Below are 22,608 nucleotides of genomic sequence, written 5' to 3'. Positions count from 1 at the left end.
TTAAAGAGTTACTTTCAAGTTTACACCGATAGTTCTTGTGTTAGGTTGAGAGTTGAATTCAAGCCCTTGTGCATTTGAGATACCCAAAGCATTTTGCTCAGGATCGAAGTGTGGATAGTGCGGTGCATGTAACCATAAGTTACGGCCGTAAACACCTAAGCTTGCTCTGCCAAACGGCGTATGAGAAAGCCAGTCTTTAGGGAGGCTATAGCTTAAGCTTGCCTCACGCAGCCGGATCCATGAAGTATCATAAATATAACCTGCTGCAGCAACATATTTACCACTATTACCATAATAGTTTTGCGCACTAATTGCAGTGGTATTTGTTTGGCCAGCATTTGGCGTACCTGGTGCATAAACACCTGCAAATACGTAAGGAGTAGTAGGCGTGCCATCTGCGTTAAAGCGCGGGGTTTCTGCTGTTTCTGCAGCAGCACCGTTTCTTTGAACGTCAGCAATATTTCTTGAATACTGTTGGCCGCCTCTTCTGATATCGATCAGGAAGTTAAAGTTAATGCCTTTGTAAGTGAAATTGTTGGTAATACCCATTAACCATTTCGGGTTAGGGTTACCAATATTAACAACACCCGAAGTTGGGCCAACAGGCAAACCGTTTGCACCAATTAACACGCGGCCTTGTGCATCTCTCTGGTAATCGCTACCGTAGATCTGGCCATATTCCTGACCGGCAACTAAACGAACGTTAGGTGTAGTAAAACCACCCAAAGTAATAACACTTACACCAGGAGCAAGAGACTCTACAACAGATTTAAAGCTGGTAAAGTTAGCGCTGATGTTATAGCTGAAATCTTTGGTTCTAACAGGTGTTACACCTACTAATAACTCAATACCTTTTGTATTTAAAACCCCGGCATTTTGTACCAAACTACCAATACCTGAAGCATTAGAAACCGGCACTGCTAAAATGATGTTTGTAGATTTTCTTTTGTAAACCGAACCATCAAAAGTTAAACGGTTGTTAAAGAAAGCTAACTCTGTACCAACCTCAATTTCACGTGTAAACTCTGGCTTTAAGTTGGGGTTACCCGCGCCATCGCTCAAAGTATAACCGGCTAATGAACCAGATGCACTTGGGTAAGGGAAGTTAATAACCGGGCCAAAACCATCTGATGAACCTGCTTTTACATAATAGCTATCTGTATTGTACGCACTTGCACCTTTACCTACACGGCCAATGTTAGCTCTTAATTTAATTAAGTTAACATTTTTGGTTTTTAATGAAGGGAATGCTTCAGTTGCTACAAAGCTTGTTGCTACTGCCGGGTAGAAAATTGATTGGTTAGCTGGCAGTAAAGTTGAAGACCAGTCGTTACGTGCTTTAACGTTAACTGTTAAGTAACTTTTGTAATCTGCAACAAAGTCACCAAAAACACCCACTAAACGAGTTAATGAACTGCTGTAAGCAGGCAAATAAGTCAATGCGTTTTTAAGGTTGTCGAAACCAGGAACCACCAACTGATAACCAGTTGTTTGCGAATCATTTCTTCCGTTCTGGTTAATCTCGTTACCAACAGTACCTGTTAATTTAAAATCACCAAATTTGCGGTTAGCGCTTAAAGTAAAGTACTCTTCGAGGTTACGGATATTGGTTTGTGTTTCTACAATACCACCCACACCAGTTGCTGTTGCGCCGGTAAAACCACCGCCACGGTTACCAACTTCATCAAAGCCATTGCTTTTCAGGTTATAATAGTCAGTACCTAATCTTAAATCACCGGTTAACCAGGTGGTAAAGTCATAAGTTGCGTTTACGCTACCAAACATACGGTTAACCTGATCGTGGTAAAGGTTATGTTTGATTGACCAGTAAGGGTTGTCCTCTGCACCAAAATATAATTGGTTGCCGGCAGCATCCTCAAAAGGTAAGCCTGAAAGGTTATAAGAACGAGGTGTAAAAAAAGCCCTGAATAATGGGTTAGATAACTGATTACCTTGCAACGTTCTGGTTGATTGGTTATTTACATAACTGAAAGTAGTTCCGATACGTAATTTAGGCGTAATTTCAGAACGTGCGTTTACAGATATGTTGTTACGCTTTAATGTGTTGTTGTCAATAACATAGGTTTCATAATCATTACCATAAGATACACGGTAAGTAGTTTTATCGCCACCACCTGTAAAGCTTAAGTTATTTTGCAATGAAGTTGCTGTTTTAAAGATATCCTTAACGTTATCCGGATATGCCTGCAATACTTCCTGCTGACCGAAAGAGTTGGTTACAGTTTGGCCTGTAATCAGTGGCCCCCATGAGGTGTTTAAACCACTACCTGCAACATTTGCATTACCCAGGTAAGAGAATGGAGTTGATGTAGAGGCACCCAGTAAACCATTGTTACCTTGTGCATATTGGTTTTGATATTTAGGCAACCTGTTAACCACACCTGCACCATAAGATGAGGTAAACTCGATTTGATTTTTTTGGTTCTTGTTACCTTTTTTGGTTGTGATAACAATAGCGCCTGATGCTGCACGAGAACCGTAAAGTACAGTTGCCGCAGCACCTTTTAATACTGTTACGTTTTCGATATCATCCTGGTTAATATCAATAGCACGGTTTGATACAGAAGCACCTGATTGTAATTGTGCACCACCACCGCTATTATCAATAGGGATACCATCAACAATATACAATGGCTGGTTGCTGCCTGTAAACGTTGTAAAACCACGAATAATTACACTCGAACCTGTAAATGCACCACCCGAACCGTTAACCTGCACACCAGCAACTTTTGCGTCTAATGCATTAGTTAAGTTGGTAGTTCTGGCAGTTTGTAATTGGTCGTTTGTGATGGTTTGTGTACCGTAACCCAAGCTCTTTTTATCGCGCTGGATACCGAAAGAGGTAGTTACCACTACTTCATTCAGCGTTTTAGCATCAACAGAAAGCGTTACGTTTAAAGTATTTGAAGATCCAACGGCAACTTCTTTAGGTGCAAAACCTATAAAGCTATATACCAGGGTAGTACTTCCCTCTGGTACTTTAATTGAGTATTTACCGCTGGCGCTGGTTTGGGTACCCGATTTAGTTCCTTTTACAATGACGCTAACCCCGGGAAGCGGAAGCCCATCATCTTTGCCGGTAACTGTTCCGGTAATTGTACGGTTTTGGGCATAGGCTTGAGAACCTACCACACTCAAAACCCACAAAAAACTGAGTAAAATTTTTTTCATGCGTTAATAGTTTGTTTAATTAAGAAGTTAAAAATATGTTATTTTTATAAATAACAAAAAAAATAATAGCGTTTTCTATATTTTGAACAAAATGATTGCCATTGAAATATCAAAATAGAAATACAAACACATACTTAAAAGTCATTTTTTAACATCACCAAAATGTTACAAAACAGGCCTTGCACATATTTTTAAAGGGTTTTTGTACCTGTTCATTTTCCAGCCCGATATATTATTGTCAGCTAAAATATTTTTTGATTTTTTTTCAGTCATTTAATTTCTCTTCACCATTTATGGCACTTTAACCGGCGCTAAACAAAAAAGGCCGGTACAAATGCACCGGCCTTTTTTTGTTTTAAAAAAAATACTGATTAATTGTTCGGGGTCATCAGCTTGTTGTAAAGCAATTCGTCACCCGCAATTGGCCAGATATATCTCGAATCTGTAGAAGGGATAGCAGATACCGTAGATTTAGCCGGGATGGTTAAACCTAAACGTACCAGATCTATATTTCTTAAACCTTCACCCAAAAACTCGATGTTTCTTTCCTGAAGTATTGCGTTAATTAAATCGGTAGCAGTAGCAAAGCTCGCAACTGTAAAGGTTGTAGATGCATCAGAACGATTACGTACGGCATTTAGCAACGCAACGGCCTGCGGATCTACAGCATTTGTAGTACGGGCTCTGGCCTCTGCCAGGTTTAATAACACTTCCGGGTATCTCATAATCGGAACATAATCCGGATATGGGCTCGCAAGTGGATACTTTAAAGTAAAGACTTTCCCGGCAGTAGCAGATGCTACAGAAGTATACAATAAGCTTCTTCTTTTATCCGCTGCTTTCCAGTTAGGATCGGCAATTACGCCGGTTGGGTTTAAATAAAACTCCGCAATACCTTTTGTACCGGCATTTTGGTAGAAATAATAGCCCAATTGGTTTTGTGTACCCGGGTTTTCTGTACCGCTTACAAATGGCATTGAGAAAATAGATTCGGTAGTACTGTAAGGGGCCGCATAAACTTTAGTTACATCAGCCTGTAATGCATTGGCTACACCCGTTGGTGCAGTAAATGGTGCAGAAGCGGTAACAATCTTGTTTCCTTCGGTAACTACTTTATCATACGCCTGCATAGCTAAGTAAACGCGGGTTTTTAAAGCAATTGCCGAGTTTTTATGCGCCCTGATTACATTTGTTAACGCATCAGAGTAAGTTGATGGCAAGCCTGTTTCTGCATCATTTAAATCAGAAATAACTTGTGCATAAACCTGCGCCACGGTACTGCGGGCTAAATCATAGTTACCATAAACCGAGTTACCGGTTAAACGTAAAGGTAAACCTGGTTTAGAACCATTACCATCAATATAAGGGCGTGCATAAAGCTGTAATAAGCAATAATAGCTTAAGGCTCTTACAAATTTAGCTTCACCTATATAATTTGCAGCTGTAGCTGCACCTACTACCGATGTACCTTTAGCAGCCATACCATCAATAAACAGGTTACAGTTGTTAATTACATAATAAGCCTGCGCCCATAAGTTTTGTACCTCAGAACTGGTACTGGTAACTGTAGCGTTCCATGTTTGGTAAGCGGTAATACTATTTTGCGAGTAGTTAACCCAGTTATCGGCTTTTACTTCATTATATACGGTATATCTACCCCCTAAAAACTGACCGCTACGCGCAGTAGAGTACAAGGCCAACACCTGGCTTAAGATACGGCTTGGTGTAGTAAACGGAGCATTGTCCTGATTGGAAACCTGTGTTTGGTTAACCGGGTATAATTTATCTTTTTGGCAAGAGTAATTCAACGTTACTGCAATACCTAACATCACTAATATCTTCTTTTTCATCTTACTTAAAATCTAATCGTTAAAATTTAACAGAGAAACCAGCTGTATATGTTCTTGCGTTTGCTGCAGAGTTTCTGTCAACACCTTGCGTACTGTTTGATGTAAAGCCGGTGCTTGTGTTACCTGGACCATTTGAAGAAACTTCAGGATCCGGACCAGGATATTTGGTAATCATGGCTAAGTTGTAACCACTTACATAAAACCTTAAGTTAGATATACCAAATCTGCTAAGCAACTCTTTTGGTAAAGAGTAACCAAAGTTTAATGATTTAAGTTTCAGGAAATTACCATTAAATACGTTAATATCAAGAGGTAAAGATGAACCATTTGAAACGTTATCACCATAAACCACTTTAGGGATATTGGTAACCTGACCAGGTGTTGTCCATCTGTTTAACACCTCGGTTGAGTTGTTCCAGAAACGCTGATCAAGCAAACCTGCATGGGTACCCCAATAAATCTGGTAGCCTAATTGGTAAGTTAACAATACGTTTAAGTCAAAATTCTTGTAACGGAATGTGTTGGTAAAACCACCAATTTCTTTCGGCGCTGTATTTGCGTAGTTAACCGCATCACTTGCCTGGGTAATTGCAGGGGCTTTTGAACCATCGGCATAAGTCCATGCCAGGTTACCACCAGCGTAGTTATAATAAACTTTTTGGTTTTGACCGTTGATGAAGATACGGCGACCAGTTGCAGGGTCAACACCAGCAGTGCGGATAATGTATAAACTACCTACAGAGTGGCCAACTTCGTTAATGTTTGTTGTTTCGTTAGCCGAACTTTGTTGTGTTAGGCGGGTAATACCCGGTACAATTGATGTTAACTTGTTTTGGTTAAAGCTAATGTTGAAAGAAGAAGTCCATGTAAAGTCTTTTGTTCTGATGGCATCAGCATTTAAGGTAATCTCCAAACCTTTGTTATACATGTTACCAATGTTAACATAAGGATCTGTTGGTAAACCAGCAGAAGGAGCTTCACGCACCTGGAAAATTAAACCAGAGATGTTGTTTTTGTAGTAAGCAACCTCACCTGTAATACGGTCTTTAAGCACACCAAAGTTAAAACCGATATCTGTTTTTCTACTGGTTTCCCAACCTAACAAGTTGTTACCGGTTTGGTTGTATGCCAATGTTGCTGCACCGTTATATAAACCGTTTGCGTATAAACCATAAGAAGCGTAGTTTGATAAACCTAAGTTGTTACCAACTTTACCATAGCTACCTCTGATTTTAAAGCTGCTGAATATTTTGTCGGCACCAATTGCGCTCCAAAATTTCTCTCTTGTAATTTCCCATCCTGCGGCAGCACTTGCAAATATCCCTTTCTTTTTATCAGGACCAAAACGAGAATCCTGATCCTGACGTAAGGTTCCGGTAAGGTAATATTTCTTGTCGAAATCATAGTTTAAACGACCGAAGAATGATACCAGGTAGTTATCGCCATAAGATAAACCAGAAGTTACTGTTGTAGCATAACCAGCCTGAACTACGTTAAATGAAGGATCAGAAATAATGGTACGGTTTAAACCGAAACCTCTAACAATATCGCGTTGTTGTTCATTACCAGCTAATAAGCTTAGGCTATGTTTGCCAAATGAATGATCAAATTGCGCGGTGTTATCCCAAACCCATCTCATATTTTTTGAGTAGGTAGCTGTTGCCGAACCGTTAGGCGCGCCATCACCATGTACAGGAGATTGGAAAATATCATTATCCACCAGGAAGTTATCAATACCATACATGGTTTTCAAAGTAATCCATGATAATGGTTTTACTTGTAAATAGATGTTAGAGGTAATGTGGTTAACATAACTATTAGATCTGTTTAAATCTAAAATAGGAACAATGTTATAATAACTGGTAGAAATACCTTTGTTAGCACCTAAGCCTAAAGTATTACCGCTTAAATTATAAGAACCATCGTTATTATATGGTGATACGTTTGGCGGGCTCACCAATGGAATACGGCCCAAACCAGCAATATTAAATGCCTCACCGCTTTGTGAACCTGAAGTAGTAGCTGATAAGTTGCTTTCGTTTGAGTAAGCAACTTTAGCTCCCAATGTAATGATCTTACTTACTTTATGATCAATATTTGCATTGATACCCTTACGTTCATAACCGTTTTTTGCTAAAACACCATCCTGATTGCTGTAGTTAGCAGATAAGTAATAGCTGGTGTTATCATTAGCACCAGAAATAGCAATACTGCTATTGTAAGCTTTACCCGTTCTGTATACATAATCAAACCAGTTGGTATTAATTGTATTACCGCTAGCATCAGTACCTAAAGCAAAGTAAGTTGTAGTTGGGTTAAATAAACCGGCATTAGTTAATGCTTCGTTTTTTAAGGTAACATATTGCTGAGCGTTTAACAGGTCTGGCAGGCGCATTACTTTGCTTACACCAATCCAGTTATCCATTGAAACTACAGTTTTACCTTTTTTACCTTTTTTGGTAGTTACCACAACAACACCGTTAGCAGCACGGCTACCATAAATAGCAGTTGCAGCAGCATCTTTTAAAACATCGATGCTCTCGATATCATTAGGGTCAATTGCAGAAAGCGGGCTGCTTGTTGCAGAGCTACCATTTGTGTTATCAGAAAAAGACGGAATACCATCAATAATGAAAAGTGGCTGCGAGCTTAGCGCTAATGAGTTAATACCACGGATACGGATAGTTGGCTGGTTATTAACAACACTGCTACCGATTGATACCTGCACACCGGCAGCACGGCCGCCTAATGATTGCTGGAAGTTTTGTACCGGTTGCTCTGCAAGGTCTTTACCTTTAACATTAGAGATACTGGCAATGTTATCTCTTTTTACCTGGGTACCATAACCCACAACCACAACCTCGTTAAGTGCACTGGCCGAACCGGTAAGTGTAACATTTAATCTGTCGCCGCTTGGGATATGTGTTTGTGAAGCAAAGCCCACAAAAGTAAACACCAATGATTGCCCTGGGGCAACTTTAATACCATAAGAACCATCGGGACCTGTTTGAGTACCGGTTTTGGTACCTTTTACAACAACACTTACACCTGGGAGTGGTAAGCCATCGTCTTTACCGGTAACTGTACCGGTAACTGTTCGGGTTTGGGCATAGGCATTTGAGCCCATAATAATCAAAACCCATAAAAAATTGAGTAGAATTTTTTTCATGCGTTACTAGTTTGTTTAATTAAGTGTCTAAAAATAGCTAATTATTGCAATGAACAAAAAAAAACAGACTTTTTTTTAAAGTCTGTTTAACGTTTTAGTTACATTAATAAGGAATATTTAAACCTATTTTATAATAAAACAAGTAAAAATCAAATAAACACATTGAAAAAATTACGAAACACTAAAAATTAAATGGCATTTAATAGAAAATATAAAATATATTAACTCAAAAACGTTAAAAATTTTATCAAATTCGAAAAAATGACCTAGATTAACTATTAATTATGTTAAAACGACCGTTTTTTTGAATTTTTATTAAAAAATAAAGCACTAGGCTTACATTTTTTCAATTTTAATATTGAAAATATCAATTACAGATATTTATGAAAAAAGTGAACTTCATTAAAAATTCACAATTGTTTTCTATTAAAAATTGTTTGATAAATTAAATGTAACAAAATAAATACTTGATAGCAACAACCTTTTTACAAAAAAATAAAAAAGTCCGCCTCAATCTTTTTGAGGCGGACTTACAAATAAGCTCCGTTATTTAACTTAGTAGCAACGTGATGGTACCACTTAACTTGTTGTGTGTCCTATACAAACGGACTGGTAAATATTATAGCGAATTGTAATAGGTAAATATTTTACCCAGGTCAGCATCCTGCCTGGCATCCAGGTTATTGTCTTTGATATATTTTGCCACCTCTGCAGATTTATCACTTAAGGCTTCCAAAATAGTTTTACTGCCTGGTTTTATCAAGGTCATTGTATTATCCTTCAATACATAGTAGGTGGTATTTGTATTGATATCGTTAATTACATTCGCCGATGAATAATCCTTATGGCTTTGTATATTCTTTTTAGTGCGTTTTAATATCTTAACCTTACCGTCATTAATTACTTCATAAAAATTATTTGTGGTATTGCCATTAACGGCAGGGAAACCGTTGCGATAGTTACGGGTAGTAGTTTTACCCTTTTCTGTTACCGGTAGCTCAAATTCGTGAACAGGCTGTGCAAATAATAACGAGTCACCATTATCGGCCTTAAACAGCAGCTGATCGCCAACCTGGTCATACTTAATTTCTACACTCTTGTAAATTTGCCCATCTTTTAATGCAACGTTACCAGTTACCCACCTTGATGAAAGATATGGCGATCCGTTAACTTCGGCATAAACCTGAGACGTGAAGGGGGTGCCTTGATTAGATGTTACTATCCCTTGCCCATGGGCCACAAAAGAAGAAGCCGCCATCACAAGTACAACAAAAAACAGCGTTTGAATTTTTTTCATAGGTTTTATAGGTTAGTTAATCAGCAAACAAGTCATAATAAGCTTAATACAAGTTAAACGTGTGTATTTATATTAAATTATAAAGCCTGCTTGTAATGCTAAAATAATTTTTAGCAACAAAAAAGTCCTGCTTAGTAAAGCTGGACTTTAATTATAGTCTGATTAAAACAAGTGCTATATAAACCTCACAGGCACTTATAAAGAATTGTAATACGTGAAAATCTTGTTCAAATCATCATCCCGCTTTACATCTAAATTATTTTCCTTAATATGTTTTTCAATCTCGGCTGATTTATCGCTTAACGCATCTAAAACACTTTTACTATTGGGTTTAATTGCAGCCATTACATCATTCTTTAAGATATAATATGTGATATTAGCATTAATCTCACTGACCTGATTAGCTGATCCATAATCTTTATGACTTAGCACGGTTTTCTTTGTCCGTTTTAAAAGTTTCACTTTATCATCATTAATTACTTCATAAAAGGTTTCAACTGTATTTGAATTAACGGCCGGGAAGCCGTTGCGATAATTATGATCAATTGTTTTACCCTTTTCAGTTACAGGCATCTCAAACTCATGTACCGGGAGTACAAACGCCAACGTATCACCTTTCTCACTTTCAAATAATAAACGGTCTGCTACCTGATCATACATAACCAACATGCCTTTATAAACAGTTCCATTTTTTAATGCAACATCCCCTTTTGTCCAGGTTTCTGTGCAATATGGGTTCCCTTTAACTTCAGAATAAGTTTGGGTTTGCCAGGCGGTCCCTAAATATGAACTTAATGGCTGAGAATTAGCTGCGAAGGCAGTAGTTAAAATAGAAAAGCTAAGTAAAATTGTTTTTTTAATTGTATTCATAAATTATGACAAGGTTTAAATTCATCTAACAGTGGCTTAGCCACAACTTCTGCCATTCACAAAAACAGCATGCTAAATTAATATAAAGTTGGCTTTAACAGATGCCTTACGCCAATTTTATGCATAAAAAAAGGGCCTCCCGGTTGGAGAGGCCCTTAATATCATTATAAATTAATAACCAGGGTTTTGTACCAGGTTTGGATTTAATTTGATATCTGTACTTGGTATTGGGAAAATCTCTTTATCTGAACCGTATGGTACATCAGCAGCCGCAGAAAAATCAGGATAATTCTGTTTACCAGTAATACCTTGTTTGTTACGCAGGGCATCGCCAATACGGTGTCCTTCAAACGCAAGCTCAATCCTTCTCTCTAATAATACTGCATTAATAAAATCATTAGCTGTAGCAAAGCTTGCTAATGTATATTGAGGTGCAGATACTCTTGAACGATCTCTAACTTGGTTTAATTTGGCTAATGAACCAGCATCAACAGTACCAGAAACTCTAACAGTTGCCTCTGCATCTGTTAACAATACTTCTGCATATCTAAGAATAGGGGCCCAGTCAGCTCTTCCAGATACGTCAGTATATTTACCGCAATAGGTAAGTGTACTGCCGCCTTTTGTTTCAGAATACATTAAAGCTCTTCTTTTATCATCGGTAGCAAAACCAGGAAGAGTTAAGAAAGTATTTGAAACTACGATATCTGCACGTCCACCTTTTAACTGTGAATTATAGTGCATTGGTAATGCATTGTTAGTGTTAGGGTTATCACTTATGCTGTTAGCAATCGAGAAGATGCTTTCGCTTGTAGTGTAATTACCTAAAGCAAAACAAGCAGTTGGATCTGCGTTTAATGAATAAACACCAGCATTAATTACTTTATCAGCTTCTGCTTTCGCATTGGCGTAATCGCCCTGGTATAAATATACACGTGCTAATAATGCAGATGCTGCATATTTATTTGCACGCTCAACAGCCTCATCGCCTTGGTCTGCAGGAAGATTAACTTCTGCATCTTTCAAATCAGCAATAATTTGTTTGTAAACATCACCTACGCTTGCACGAGGCACCAAATCTGCACTTGTAAATGCACTTGATGATTTTAAGATCAAAGGCACGCCTAAGTGCGTTGCGCCAGCTGTAAAATTATACGGCTGTGCAAAATGATTTACTAATGTAAAGTAAGCCAACGCTCTGCCAAATTCACACTCAGCCATGAATGCTTTTGCATCATTGCCGGCTGCAGCTAAATTAGCTTGTATACCTTCCATGGTACGATTGGCTTTTGCAACGGCAGCATAACCTGCGTTCCACTCAGGTGTTGCATAACCATCAGTAGAAATCATTGTATTAGAGTATATGCTGTAGAAGAATGCGCTTGCACCCGCAACAACAACATCCTGTCCTAACACATCGCTATAAATTAATGATCGGCCAGATAAAAACTCAGGGCTTTGTAGGCCATCATAAACACCAATTACCGCAGCATTGATTTTATCGTGCGTTGTAAAAGCTACCTCGCTCGAGATCCTGTCCACGGGCTGGATATCGGTAGTCTTACAGGCGGGTTGTAACATCACTAATGCCATCCCCGCTACTATATATGATATAAAATTCTTTTTCATGATCTATTATTCAAAAAACTTAAAAAGCAACATTTAAACCTAAAATCCAGGTGCGGGCAAGATATGGGGTATAGCTATCAATACCACCAGCAATATTACCTGTTTGGCTTGTATAGCCACTGTTTCCTGTATAGAAACCAGCCTCTGGGTTCGTTCCTTTATAACCAGTTATTGTGAATGCGTTTTGCACTTGCGCATATATTCTTAAAGAAGATAACGTAAGCTTGCTTGCAATTGATTTAGGTAAAGTATAACCTAAGTTAATGTTTTTACCACGGATAAAGTCACCTTTCTCTAACCAACGGGTTGATTGCTGACCTGAAACTGCATCACCATAATATAATTTCTGGTTAGGTGCATTCTGGCCAGGCGTAGTCCAGCTGTTTAAGATGTCTGTAGAGCTGTTGTTCATGCTTTGTGCATGTAAACCAGCCATAGTAGCATCATATACATCGAAATCAGCAGCAAATTGTAACAATACGCTTAAATCAAATTGTTTGTATCTGAACGTGTTGGTAAAACCACCCTGATATTTAGGGAAGTAACTTTTGTTAATTAAAACACGATCTGCAGCGCTGATAGCAGTTACAGCAGCACCGGTGGTAGGGTTAGTCCATTTTGCACCGGCAGGGTTGTACATTTTAATATTACCATTAGCATCTAAGAATTGTGCTAAACCTGTTTGCGGGTTAACACCAGCCCAACGGATCAGGTAGTAAGAACCCAAAGCATAACCTGGTCTGATGATGTTAATATTGGTAGTTGGAACGATATCAGCATTAGTACCAGTAGTAGATGTAACTTGGTTTTTGTTATATGCAATGTTAAAGCTTGGGATCCAGTGGAAATCTTTACCAGCAGAAATATCTGTAGTTAAGCTAAGCTCCAAACCTCTGTTGTACATTGCTCCGATGTTCTGGAAAATAGAGTTACCTGGGATACCTAATGTACCCGGAACAGGATTATTTAAGAGCAGGTCGCTGGTTCTCTTATCGTAATAATCAAACACAACGTTCAGTTTTTTAAATAAAGTGAAATCGGCACCGATATCTAATTGTTTAGTTTTTTCCCATCTTAAGTCAGTGTTACCTGCGTTTCCAAGTGAAGAGCCACCTAGTGTAGCATATTGTACCGGGCTATAAGTAGCCAAAGACGGGAAGTTACCAATGTTTGAGTTACCAGATAAACCATAGCTGGCTCTGATTTTACCATTGCTTACGATATTTTGATTTTTAACAAAATCCTCTTCGGTGAAGTTCCATGCTAACGCACCTGATGGGAAACCACCACGACGGTGACTGATACCAAAACCAGAATAAGCATCAGCACGATAAGTAGCTGTAGCTAAATATTTGTTTTTGAATGCATAGTTAACGCTACCGAAGTATGAATCAAAACCATTTGCACCTAAACCACCGTCAGCATCTTTAGTAGAGAATGCAGAACCTACAAACTGATTGTAGAATGGATCTGATGCACCTATACCAGCTGCATAGAAGAAACGGGTATTAACTTTATTGTACTCAGCACCGGCAACCGCGTTAATAGTATGATCGCCATAAGTTTTGTTAAAGTTAATGGTGTTAGCCCAGTTCCAAACTAATGTTTCGTTATAAACATCCTGAACTAAACCACCTAAGCCTTTACCATCACCGATATCATTACCCCAGTATTGGTAATCTAAACCAGTTTGATAATCTGCACCATAGGTTGATTTAATTCTTAAACCAGGAAGAAGGGTAACTTCAGCAAAGCCACTTCCTAAAAAGCGTTTAGTGTCATAGTTATCATAGTTTTGGTGTAATACAGCTACCGGGTTAGGGATTGTACCTACCGCTGCAGCATTACCACCCTGGCCATAATAGTAGTTACCGTTAATACTAACCGGAACATCTGGATAGTACATAAACGGACCATAAGGGATACCAGATAAAGCACCACCAGTACCAGAACCTAAACCATTTTGCAGGTTTCTTGAGTACTGTGAGTTGATACCTACTTTTAACCAGTTATTTGCCTGGTGTGTAATGTTTAACCTTACAGAACCTCTTCTTGCACGGTTAACATCAATGTAGTTTTGGTAATCAGAGTAAGATGCAGATGCGTAAACAGTAGTTTTTTGAGTACCACCTGTTACAGCGATCTGGTGGTTCATGGTTAAACCTTTACTGTAAACTTCATTTTGCCAGTCTGTATTAACCGGGTCAGGGGTACCGTCACCGTTAATATCAAAATATGCAGCACCTGTTTTAGTCAGGCCAGCGTTTTTATATTTCTGGTTAATTACAGAAATATACTGATCAGCATTTAAAACATCAATTTTCTTAGATGGCTCGTTGAAACCAAAGTAAGTATCTAAAGTTACTTTGCTTACACCAGCTTTACCTTGTTTGGTTGTAATTACAATTACACCGGCTGCACCTCTTGAACCGTATAATGCAGTTGCTGATGCATCTTTTAAAACCTCTAACGACTCGATATCATTAGGGTTTAAATCACCAAGTGGGTTAGCCGTGTTGTATAACTGGCCATTGTCACCTTGTGTAATAGGCACACCATCAACAACAATTAACGGGTTGCTACCAGATGCAATAGAAGATACACCACGGATACGGATGTTTACCGGAGCACCCACGATACCAGAACCAATGTTAACCTGTACACCGGCAGCTTTACCACCTAATGATTGGTCGAAACTGGTTACAGGAAGGTTGGCAACTTCGTCACCTGTAATTTTAGCTACAGATGAAGTTGTGTTTTTCTTTAAAACAGATGAGTAACCGGTTACTACAACCTCGCCCAGTTGTTTCGAGTCAACATCTAAACCAATTACTAAAGGTTTTGATGATTCTGGAATAGTAACCTCTTGAGTAGTGTAACCTACATATCTGAAAACGAGAGTTCTTGCGCTTGATGAAACAGGTATGCTGAATTTACCATTCGCATCTGTTTGGGTTCCTTTAGAAGAACCTTTTACAACTACACTCACTCCAGGAAGTGGCAGTCCGTCACTTCGTCCCGAAACCGTACCTGTTATTGTACGGTCTTGCGCAAAAACTTGTGTTGTACAAAACACAAGAAAGCCCAAATAAAAAAGTAAAAGTTTTTTCATTCTTTCAATAAATAAGATCAGTTAATAGTTAATTTCTAAAAATAGTGTCTGAATATCAATATTTCGAAATTTTCTGATGGATATTGTAAAAAATGTTAAAAAAATGACTTTTGTGACAGTAAAAAATCGTCTTGTATAGTACCTTGCATTACATTGTACACATAAATAAACAAAAATTGTACTATAAACGATACACTATTTTAAATATGATGTTTCAGATTACTAAATAATGAGGTTTTGGCACAGAATCGATTAAAAACCCAACTGGTATTTTGTACGAATTCCCATATGTGAATCATTAAATGAAGATTTCATGAAGAAAAATTCGACTTAAAAATTATGGCAAATTTTTTATCCCGCGCCTGCAGAGAAAATCAGCAGTTACCGGTGTATTGAGGTATAAAAAAAGTCCCCGGTGAAAATTATCACCGGGGACTTTTTTATATCAGTTCGGTTATGTTATTGCTTATCCCAATAAACACGTCTGGCCAATGTAGTATTTGCCGGTGTGTTTTTGTTATTGATAACTTCACTGATTGGATATAACAATGAACGTGGAATAGCACCACCGTTACCTGTTGGGTTTGGAGTTATAGCAGGATAACCTGTTCTGCGGTAATCTGTCCAAACTTCAGGATCTAAATAGCTGGCAATGTATTTCTGAGTCATAATATCATTCAGTGTAATGTTGCCTGCTGTTTTAGCTACAGTAGCTGCGTATGTTGCATTACCTACAGTTCTTTGCAAAGAGGCTGTAACTGCCGCATTATAGGTAAGAGCTGCATTGTTTTTATCACCTGTCTGGAAATAAGCTTCAGACTGGATGAACAATAATTGCTCATAAGTAAGCAGGTTAATTGTTGAATTCGGGCTGCCATACAAATCGCCCAAAGAACCATCACCAGCGCCATAAGCAGCAGAAGATTCGCGAGGATCGCCTGCAGCGTTCATGATATCATAAATATATCCCGAGAAATCGATATCAGCTCTTTGATCGTTAAACTCAAACCAAGGGCTTTGTGATGTAGAGCTTGCACCTACAAAAGGCACTGCAAAATTAGCCGAGTTAGAGCTAAAGCCTGCTGTGATCGCCGCATTGGCTTCGGTTAATGCTTTGGTGTAATTAGCTGCGTCAATTTTGCCTAAGTGTAAATAAAACTTAGCTTTTAATGCATGTGCAACAGCAGTCCATTTAGTTAAATCACCATTGTAAATAACGTCATCACTTCCCGGTTGGGTAATGTTTGCCGATACTTCCGGTGTAGCTATTTCAGTAATAGCATCATCCAGTAATTTATTTAGAGAGGTGTAAATATCCTGTTGTTTATCATAAGTAGGCATTACATTATTAAAGCCACCAAAGGCATTAGAATATGGAACATCGCCCCACATATCGGTAGTAAGCCCTAAAGCATTTGCCATTAAAATTTTGCCGAGTGCCTGGTAGTGCAATTGCTTGTTAGCAACAGCCAGCTTAATCAGCTCATTATCGTTAGCCATTATACCACCTGTGCCACCATAAAGGTTAGTCCACATCTGGTCAACGTCGCCCGTACCTACAACATAGTTGCCATAGCTTTTTGATTGGTTAGCCGCACCGGTTACTTCCTGCATAAATAATGAAGTATAACGTGATGCATCGCCGCCCCACTCGTAACCTGTTGCCGTAATAATACCCGGTAACATTAATTTGGGAGTTGGGTTTTGTAATTGTGCCTGGTTGGTGTTAATACCATCGTAAAAAACACCTTTCTTACAAGAGTCGGCCGTTAGTACTACTGCCAGTAGTGCTAAAGTTCTTGTAATATTATTTTTGATAGAAAATTTCATGATAATGCTGATAATTAGAATTTAACTTTAGCGTTAATACCGAAAGTTTTGGTACCTGGGTTATTAAAGTAATCCATACCGTTGTAACCAGATGCACCGTTTAAGCTTGTTTCTGGGTCAATACCTTTATATGGTGTCCAGATAATGATGTTTCTGGCAAACGCGCCGATAGTAAGGCCCCTTACAACGGTGCTGTTTTTACCGAACAACAGATCTTTGAAATCATAAGCTAAGGTTAACTCGCGCAATTTGATGTATGAACCATCTTCAATAAACTGCTCGTCATCAACACCGAAACCACCACCATCACCTTGATACCATTCCTGGCTTAATTCAACTGCGTGTGTGTTTACAGCACCCGGGCCGGCAACTTCTGTAACACCATCAGCAGCGTAGTGTACTAATTGGCCGGCTGCGTTTATGTGGCCCAATACACCTTGAAATACGGTGTTAGTGTAACGGTTGTTTGTAGCATCTGAAGTACCGATAGCCGCTAATGAACCTCTTGTACCATTCCAGATGTCGCCTTTATATTTCCAGTCAACTAAACCATATAATGATAGTTTTTTGTAGTTGAAGGTGTTACCAAAGCTTAATTTAAATTTAGCATTAGGGTTACCTGTTACTTTAGTAACGCCGGTGTTTGAAAGCGGGTAGTAAGAACCTACACCGTTACCTGGTGCATCACTAATTACTTCTTGCTTGCCTACATACGTTTTACCATAAGAGTAAAGTACACCAAGTGGTTGCCCAACAACAGCAGCTACTTCAGTTTCGCCACCGCCAAAGCCGGCCAGGAATAATGAGTTTTGGCCGTTAGCTAATGAAAGTACTTTGTTTCTGTTTAAAGCAAAGTTTACAAAGCTGCTCCAGGTAAAGTCTTTACTTTTAATTGGTGTTCCGTTAAGCTGTATCTCTAAACCTTTATTTTGCATAGTAGCAGAGTTCACAGTTTCTGTAGCATAAGCAGATGTACTTGCTATGGCACGGTTAAAGATCAGGTTTGATCCTTTACTGTAGTAAACTGTTGCATCTAAGCCTAATCTGTTACCAAAGAATTGCAACTGGGTACCAATTTCTGTTTGACTGGTTTTCTCAGGTTTCAAATCCGGGTTAGGCAGGTTACTGTTTAAGCTGTAGCTGCTTTGGCCATTAATTGGGTATGAGTTACCTGTTGTAAAACCATCAAGATAAGTAGTAGTAACAAAACCAGAGTTAGTTTGGAACGGCGAAGGAGCCTGACCAACCTGGCTAAATGAAGCCCTGATTTTACCAAAGCTTAATACATGGCTGTTTTTTAAATCACCCAGTTCGGTAAACACAAAGCTTAAGTTTACTGATGGATAAAAGAATGCGTTTTTACCTTTTGGTAGTGATGACGCCCAATCATTACGGCCGGTTGTTTCTAAGTACAACATTGATTTATAATCAACGCTTAAATCATAGTAAACAGAAGCGGTTCTGTAAGTAGTTATATTATTAATAGCTGCTACAGTACTCGCGTTAGCAATATTGTCGAATCCCGGAGAAATTAAACCGGTACCGAAAGTACCAAGCTCGTTGGTTTTGTAACCATAAAAGTTATTACCCACTTTTCCATCAAATTGGAAATCGCTCGATAATTTCTTGGTGTAAGCTAAGATCAGATCAGAGTTTAAGCTTCTGTAAGTATAACGGTCGTCGATAATTTCACCACCGGTGTTACCACCAGAACCAATTTCATAATACTGGTGTCTGTTATCCTGGTAGCTATCAGATCCTAAACGGTATAAAGCGCTAAAGCCATTACCAATGTTATAATCTAACTGTACGTTACCAATTAAACGGCCAACCACAGAAGTATAAGGGTTGTTGTTAATTGTCCAGTAAGGGTTATCATAAGTATCGCTGTTTCTGTAGTTTCTGCCAACATCACCACTTAAGTTGGTTTCAGGGAAAGGCAGTGTGTAAGAAAGCGGATTGTGCGCAGGGTCTTTCAATCCGTTTGAGTTATCAAACGAAATAGGCGTACGGGTTAAACCCAGCATAATACCAGAAAGGTTACTACCTGTTTGAGGCTGGTTACCATCGCTCGATGTATAGCTGATACTGGTAGATGCCTTTAACCTTTTAGACATTTGTAACTGGCCAGAGAAAGAAACGTTTGTTCTTTCGAAATACTCAGTTGGGATAATTGAGTTTTGGTAGCTGTTAGTTACCGAAGTTCTGTAAGTAGCAACTTCATTACCGCCGCTTACTGCAACAGAGTTATCAAACGAAGTTGCGTTTCTGAAGAAAGTACCTAAGTTATCATAAGCCTGGAACGGAGTTTTAATTTGGCCACTTGATTTGCCCACGATATTACCGTGGCGATCGTAAGAATTAGCATTGCCATCCCAACCTATGGTATCAACTTTAGAACCCCATGAGTAACGGTCTGTGCTGTTTGAATTTACAAACTGGCCATCCTCACCACGTACCCACTGGTTTTGCAGTTTAGGTAAACGGTTTACAGAGCTAACAGAAACACCTGTGCTAAAATCAACTTGTGTTTTACCTGCTTTACCTTTTTTGGTAGTGATGATAATTGCACCGTTAGATGCTAAGTTACCATACAAAGCCGCAGCAGCAGGGCCTTTCAACACAGATACGTTTTCGATGTCATCCGGGTTAATATCAGTACCACGGTTAGTTGATTGTGCCGTGGTGCTGGCAAAACCGCTTGTGTTTGATTGTGTACTGATGTTAGTTTGGTTGTTTGAATTATCAATCGGCACACCATCAATTACAAATAAAGGCTGGTTATTACCGGTGATAGAGTTTTGGCCACGCAACTGGATGTAAACAGCAGCACCCGGCGTACCAGATGATGATGTGATTGATGCACCTGCAACTTTACCATTTAAAGCGTTTAACGCATCTGTTTGGCCAGAAGCAATTAACGCATCGCTGTTAACAGATTGCTCGGCATAACCGATAGATCTTTTCTCTTTACGGATACCTAACGCGGTTACAACAACTTCGCTTAGTTGTTTATTATCACTAACTAAAACCGCATTTACAATGCTTTTTTCATTAACAGGAATTTCTAGGTTGTTGTAGCCGATAAAAGAGAATACTAAAACGGCATTTTCTGGTACGCTGAGGGAGTATGTACCGCTTGAGCTTGTTTGAGTTCCTTTGGATGAACCCTTAAGCTTTACTGTAGCTCCGGGAATCGGCAGGCCGTCTTCCTTAGCTGTCACCGTACCCGTGATGGTACGGTTTTGTGCATAGCCCTGAGTACAGAGCGCGACAAGGCACAAATAAAAAAGTAAAAGTTTTTTCATTTTTAAAAAAATAAGTCAGTTAATGTTATAAAAGTAGGCGCAAAAAATTAATTAATTAATTTTTATTTAATGATAATATCAATTTGGTAAAAAAAATGCCTTATAAGACATGATGGTATAAATTAATTTAGTACTATGTATTGCATAATACAATCCAAAACATATATCTTTGTATTATGATAATCGAGAACACACAAACCCAAATGCGGAAGGGTATACTGGAGTACTGTATACTCTCAATTATTGCTAAGGGAGAAATATATGCCTCAGACATTATTGCAGAACTGCGTAAAGCTCAGCTGCTTGTGGTTGAAGGCACATTATACCCCTTGCTTACCCGCCTGAAAAATAATGGATTGCTTACCTATACCTGGGTCGAGTCTACATCCGGCCCACCGCGCAAATACTACCTGCTATCTGAAGAGGGCAAGCTGGTTTTAGAGCAACTGGATAAAACCTGGCAGGAGCTGGCCTTTGCGGTACAAACATCTATAGATGCACGTAATAATAACTGACCACCATACACAATACCATAATCATGAACAAAACAATCATTATAAACATAAACGGCACGGTATTTCACATCGAGGAGCAAGCCTATGAAATACTGAAGCGCTACATGACAGGCGTTAAACGACATTTCTTCGATTCAGAAGACAGCCTGGAAATAACTACAGATATTGAGAACCGAATTGCAGAGCTGTTTACAGAAATACTGCAACGCGAAAACCGCCAGGCCATTATTGATCAGGACGTAGATTTCGTTATCGAACAAATGGGGGCTGTTGAAGATTTTGAAGGCGCAGCTGCCGACGGGGATATTTCAACCGGATATACTTATGCTACCGGTCCTGAAAAACGCCGCTTGTTTCGCGACCCGGATGATCATCTGGTGGCCGGCGTATGCTCTGGCATTGCCAACTATTTTGATACACAACCTGTATGGATCAGACTGGCCTTTGCTATATCAACTCTGTTTGCAGGTACCGGCCTGTTCTTATATGTAGTTTTATGGATCGTATTGCCTAAAGCGGTTACCCGTGCAGATCGTATGGCCATGAAAGGCGAGAAGCTGGACCTGCAAGGCTTTAAGAAAAACTTCGAAGCCGAAATGCACCATGTTAAAGGCAGGCTTCAGGATGCGCACCTGGAAGCACAACCTTTCATTTATCGCTTCCGCGATTTTATCCGTGAGTTTTTCACTTTCACAGGCTCTTTTGTGGCCCAGGCTTCCAAATTAATATTAAAGCTTATTGGCTTCGCTTTTATGCTGTCGTTTTTTTCAATGGCCATAGCACTTATTGTAATGCTTGTTATGGTTGTTGGCTTTAATAAAGACCTGCACTTAATGTTTCCCTTTAATATTATAGGCAACCGTTACGAAATATGGCTTTATTTATCAGCCTTTGCTGCTGCCCTTGTACCTTTACTTACACTAATACTTGTTTTAGCGAAACTGGTTTTCAATACCCGCAGCATTAATCGTTCTACCGCATCAACCTTGCTTGTGGTATGGATCTGCGCTATCAGCATCTTTGTGTTTTTTGCTACCAAGGTTGCTTCAGGCTTCAAATCATCTGCCACTTTTGATGAAACCATTAGTATTAAGCCATCAACAGCCCCTAACACTTATTATCTTAAATTAGATAACACCCGTTTCTTTACTGCCGAGGATAGTGCGCGATTAGATATTCAATCTAAATTTCATGGCCTGGTAGTAACTAATGACGACGAAGACAGCGATGAGCAGGAGCCAAGAAACGTAAGCATTTATGTTGAAAAAAGTGATGACGTTACCAAGCCTGTTTTAATTGAGCGCTACCGCTCTAAAGGGCCGGATTACGAGAAAGCATTGTTCAATGCACGTAACACCCGTTATAATTTTATCCAGAAAGATTCAGTACTAACGTTTGATTATAAACTGCACCGCCTCAATGCCGAGGCATGGCATGGCGAAGAAATTGAGCTTACCTTAAAGGTGCCATTGAACACCAATTTGGTAGTAGATAAAAATTTAGATCCTTACATGCATGTTAATATTTACAGATGCGCAGATGATAATAAACAACGCGAAGCCACAAACGCCCGGTTTATTATGACCGACAATGGCCTGCAATGTAAAGTTGATACTTTAGTAACCGATACCATTAAGGTTAACACCAATGCGAAGAAGTTTTAAATATTTAAGCCCGGTACTGGTTACCGGGCTTATTATTTTTTCTGTTGCTTTTGGCATCCGCCAAACCTGTGGGGGCAAATGCCTTCATATAAAGTATAATGCTGCGCCCGCAGGTTATTCTATCTATAAGGATATGCTCCGCTTTTTTATCCCTGTGATAAAAAGTTAAATT

The 22,608-nt window shown here is 39.1% G+C and carries 12 protein-coding genes; 3 read left to right on the top strand and 9 right to left on the bottom strand.

The annotated features are described in order from the left end of the window. The 9 genes from PQO05_RS00650 to PQO05_RS00610 form a co-directional block, all read right to left on the bottom strand. Positions 1-3,192, bottom strand: coding sequence for a SusC/RagA family TonB-linked outer membrane protein (locus tag PQO05_RS00650; RefSeq protein WP_273630702.1), 3,192 nt, complete (start codon positions 3,190-3,192; stop codon positions 1-3). A gap of 371 nt (positions 3,193-3,563) precedes the next feature. Next, positions 3,564-5,042: a RagB/SusD family nutrient uptake outer membrane protein gene (locus PQO05_RS00645; RefSeq protein ID WP_273630701.1), complete on the bottom strand. Its 1,479-nt coding sequence runs from the start codon at positions 5,040-5,042 to the stop codon at positions 3,564-3,566. A gap of 19 nt (positions 5,043-5,061) precedes the next feature. After that, positions 5,062-8,211 carry a SusC/RagA family TonB-linked outer membrane protein gene (locus PQO05_RS00640; protein ID WP_273630700.1) on the bottom strand — a complete coding sequence of 1,050 codons (3,150 nt, stop codon included), beginning with the start codon at positions 8,209-8,211 and terminating at the stop codon, positions 5,062-5,064. A 619-nt stretch (positions 8,212-8,830) separates the two neighbouring features. Then, positions 8,831-9,508 carry a hypothetical protein gene (locus PQO05_RS00635; RefSeq protein WP_273630699.1) on the bottom strand — a complete coding sequence of 226 codons (678 nt, stop codon included), beginning with the start codon at positions 9,506-9,508 and terminating at the stop codon, positions 8,831-8,833. A 195-nt stretch (positions 9,509-9,703) separates the two neighbouring features. Then, the gene (locus PQO05_RS00630) at positions 9,704-10,378 is read right to left on the bottom strand and encodes a hypothetical protein (RefSeq protein WP_273630698.1); all 675 of its coding nucleotides are present in this window, start codon (positions 10,376-10,378) and stop codon (positions 9,704-9,706) included. Positions 10,379-10,549: 171 nt separating this feature from the next. Further along, complete coding sequence (locus PQO05_RS00625) at positions 10,550-12,007, bottom strand: RagB/SusD family nutrient uptake outer membrane protein (protein ID WP_273630697.1); 1,458 nt, start codon at positions 12,005-12,007, stop codon at positions 10,550-10,552. Between the two features lie 19 nt (positions 12,008-12,026). Next, positions 12,027-15,119, bottom strand: coding sequence for a SusC/RagA family TonB-linked outer membrane protein (locus tag PQO05_RS00620; RefSeq protein WP_273630696.1), 3,093 nt, complete (start codon positions 15,117-15,119; stop codon positions 12,027-12,029). Between the two features lie 459 nt (positions 15,120-15,578). Then, positions 15,579-16,949 carry a SusD/RagB family nutrient-binding outer membrane lipoprotein gene (locus tag PQO05_RS00615; RefSeq protein WP_273630695.1) on the bottom strand — a complete coding sequence of 457 codons (1,371 nt, stop codon included), beginning with the start codon at positions 16,947-16,949 and terminating at the stop codon, positions 15,579-15,581. A 14-nt stretch (positions 16,950-16,963) separates the two neighbouring features. After that, on the bottom strand, positions 16,964-20,257 hold the full coding sequence (locus PQO05_RS00610) for a SusC/RagA family TonB-linked outer membrane protein (RefSeq protein ID WP_273630694.1): 3,294 nt from the start codon (positions 20,255-20,257) through the stop codon (positions 16,964-16,966). A gap of 176 nt (positions 20,258-20,433) precedes the next feature. Between PQO05_RS00610 and PQO05_RS00605 the strand changes: the two genes are divergently transcribed. The 3 genes from PQO05_RS00605 to PQO05_RS00595 are packed head-to-tail and all read left to right on the top strand — an operon-like array spanning position 20,434 to position 22,605. Continuing rightward, positions 20,434-20,772 carry a PadR family transcriptional regulator gene (locus PQO05_RS00605; protein ID WP_273630693.1) on the top strand — a complete coding sequence of 113 codons (339 nt, stop codon included), beginning with the start codon at positions 20,434-20,436 and terminating at the stop codon, positions 20,770-20,772. A gap of 23 nt (positions 20,773-20,795) precedes the next feature. Further along, entirely contained in the window at positions 20,796-22,436 is a 1,641-nt protein-coding gene (locus PQO05_RS00600) for a PspC domain-containing protein (protein ID WP_273630692.1), read from the top strand. Beyond that, a complete protein-coding gene (locus PQO05_RS00595) occupies positions 22,420-22,605 on the top strand; it encodes a hypothetical protein (protein WP_273630691.1) in 186 nt (61 codons plus the stop codon). The genes PQO05_RS00600 and PQO05_RS00595 overlap by 17 nt, the downstream gene beginning before the upstream one ends. The last annotated feature ends 3 nt before the right edge of the window (positions 22,606-22,608 follow it).

It is taken from the genome of Mucilaginibacter jinjuensis (assembly GCF_028596025.1).
Lineage (GTDB): Bacteria > Bacteroidota > Bacteroidia > Sphingobacteriales > Sphingobacteriaceae > Mucilaginibacter > Mucilaginibacter jinjuensis.
Note: the sequence above shows the minus strand (reverse complement) of the source record. Positions and strands in the feature narration are given on the sequence as shown.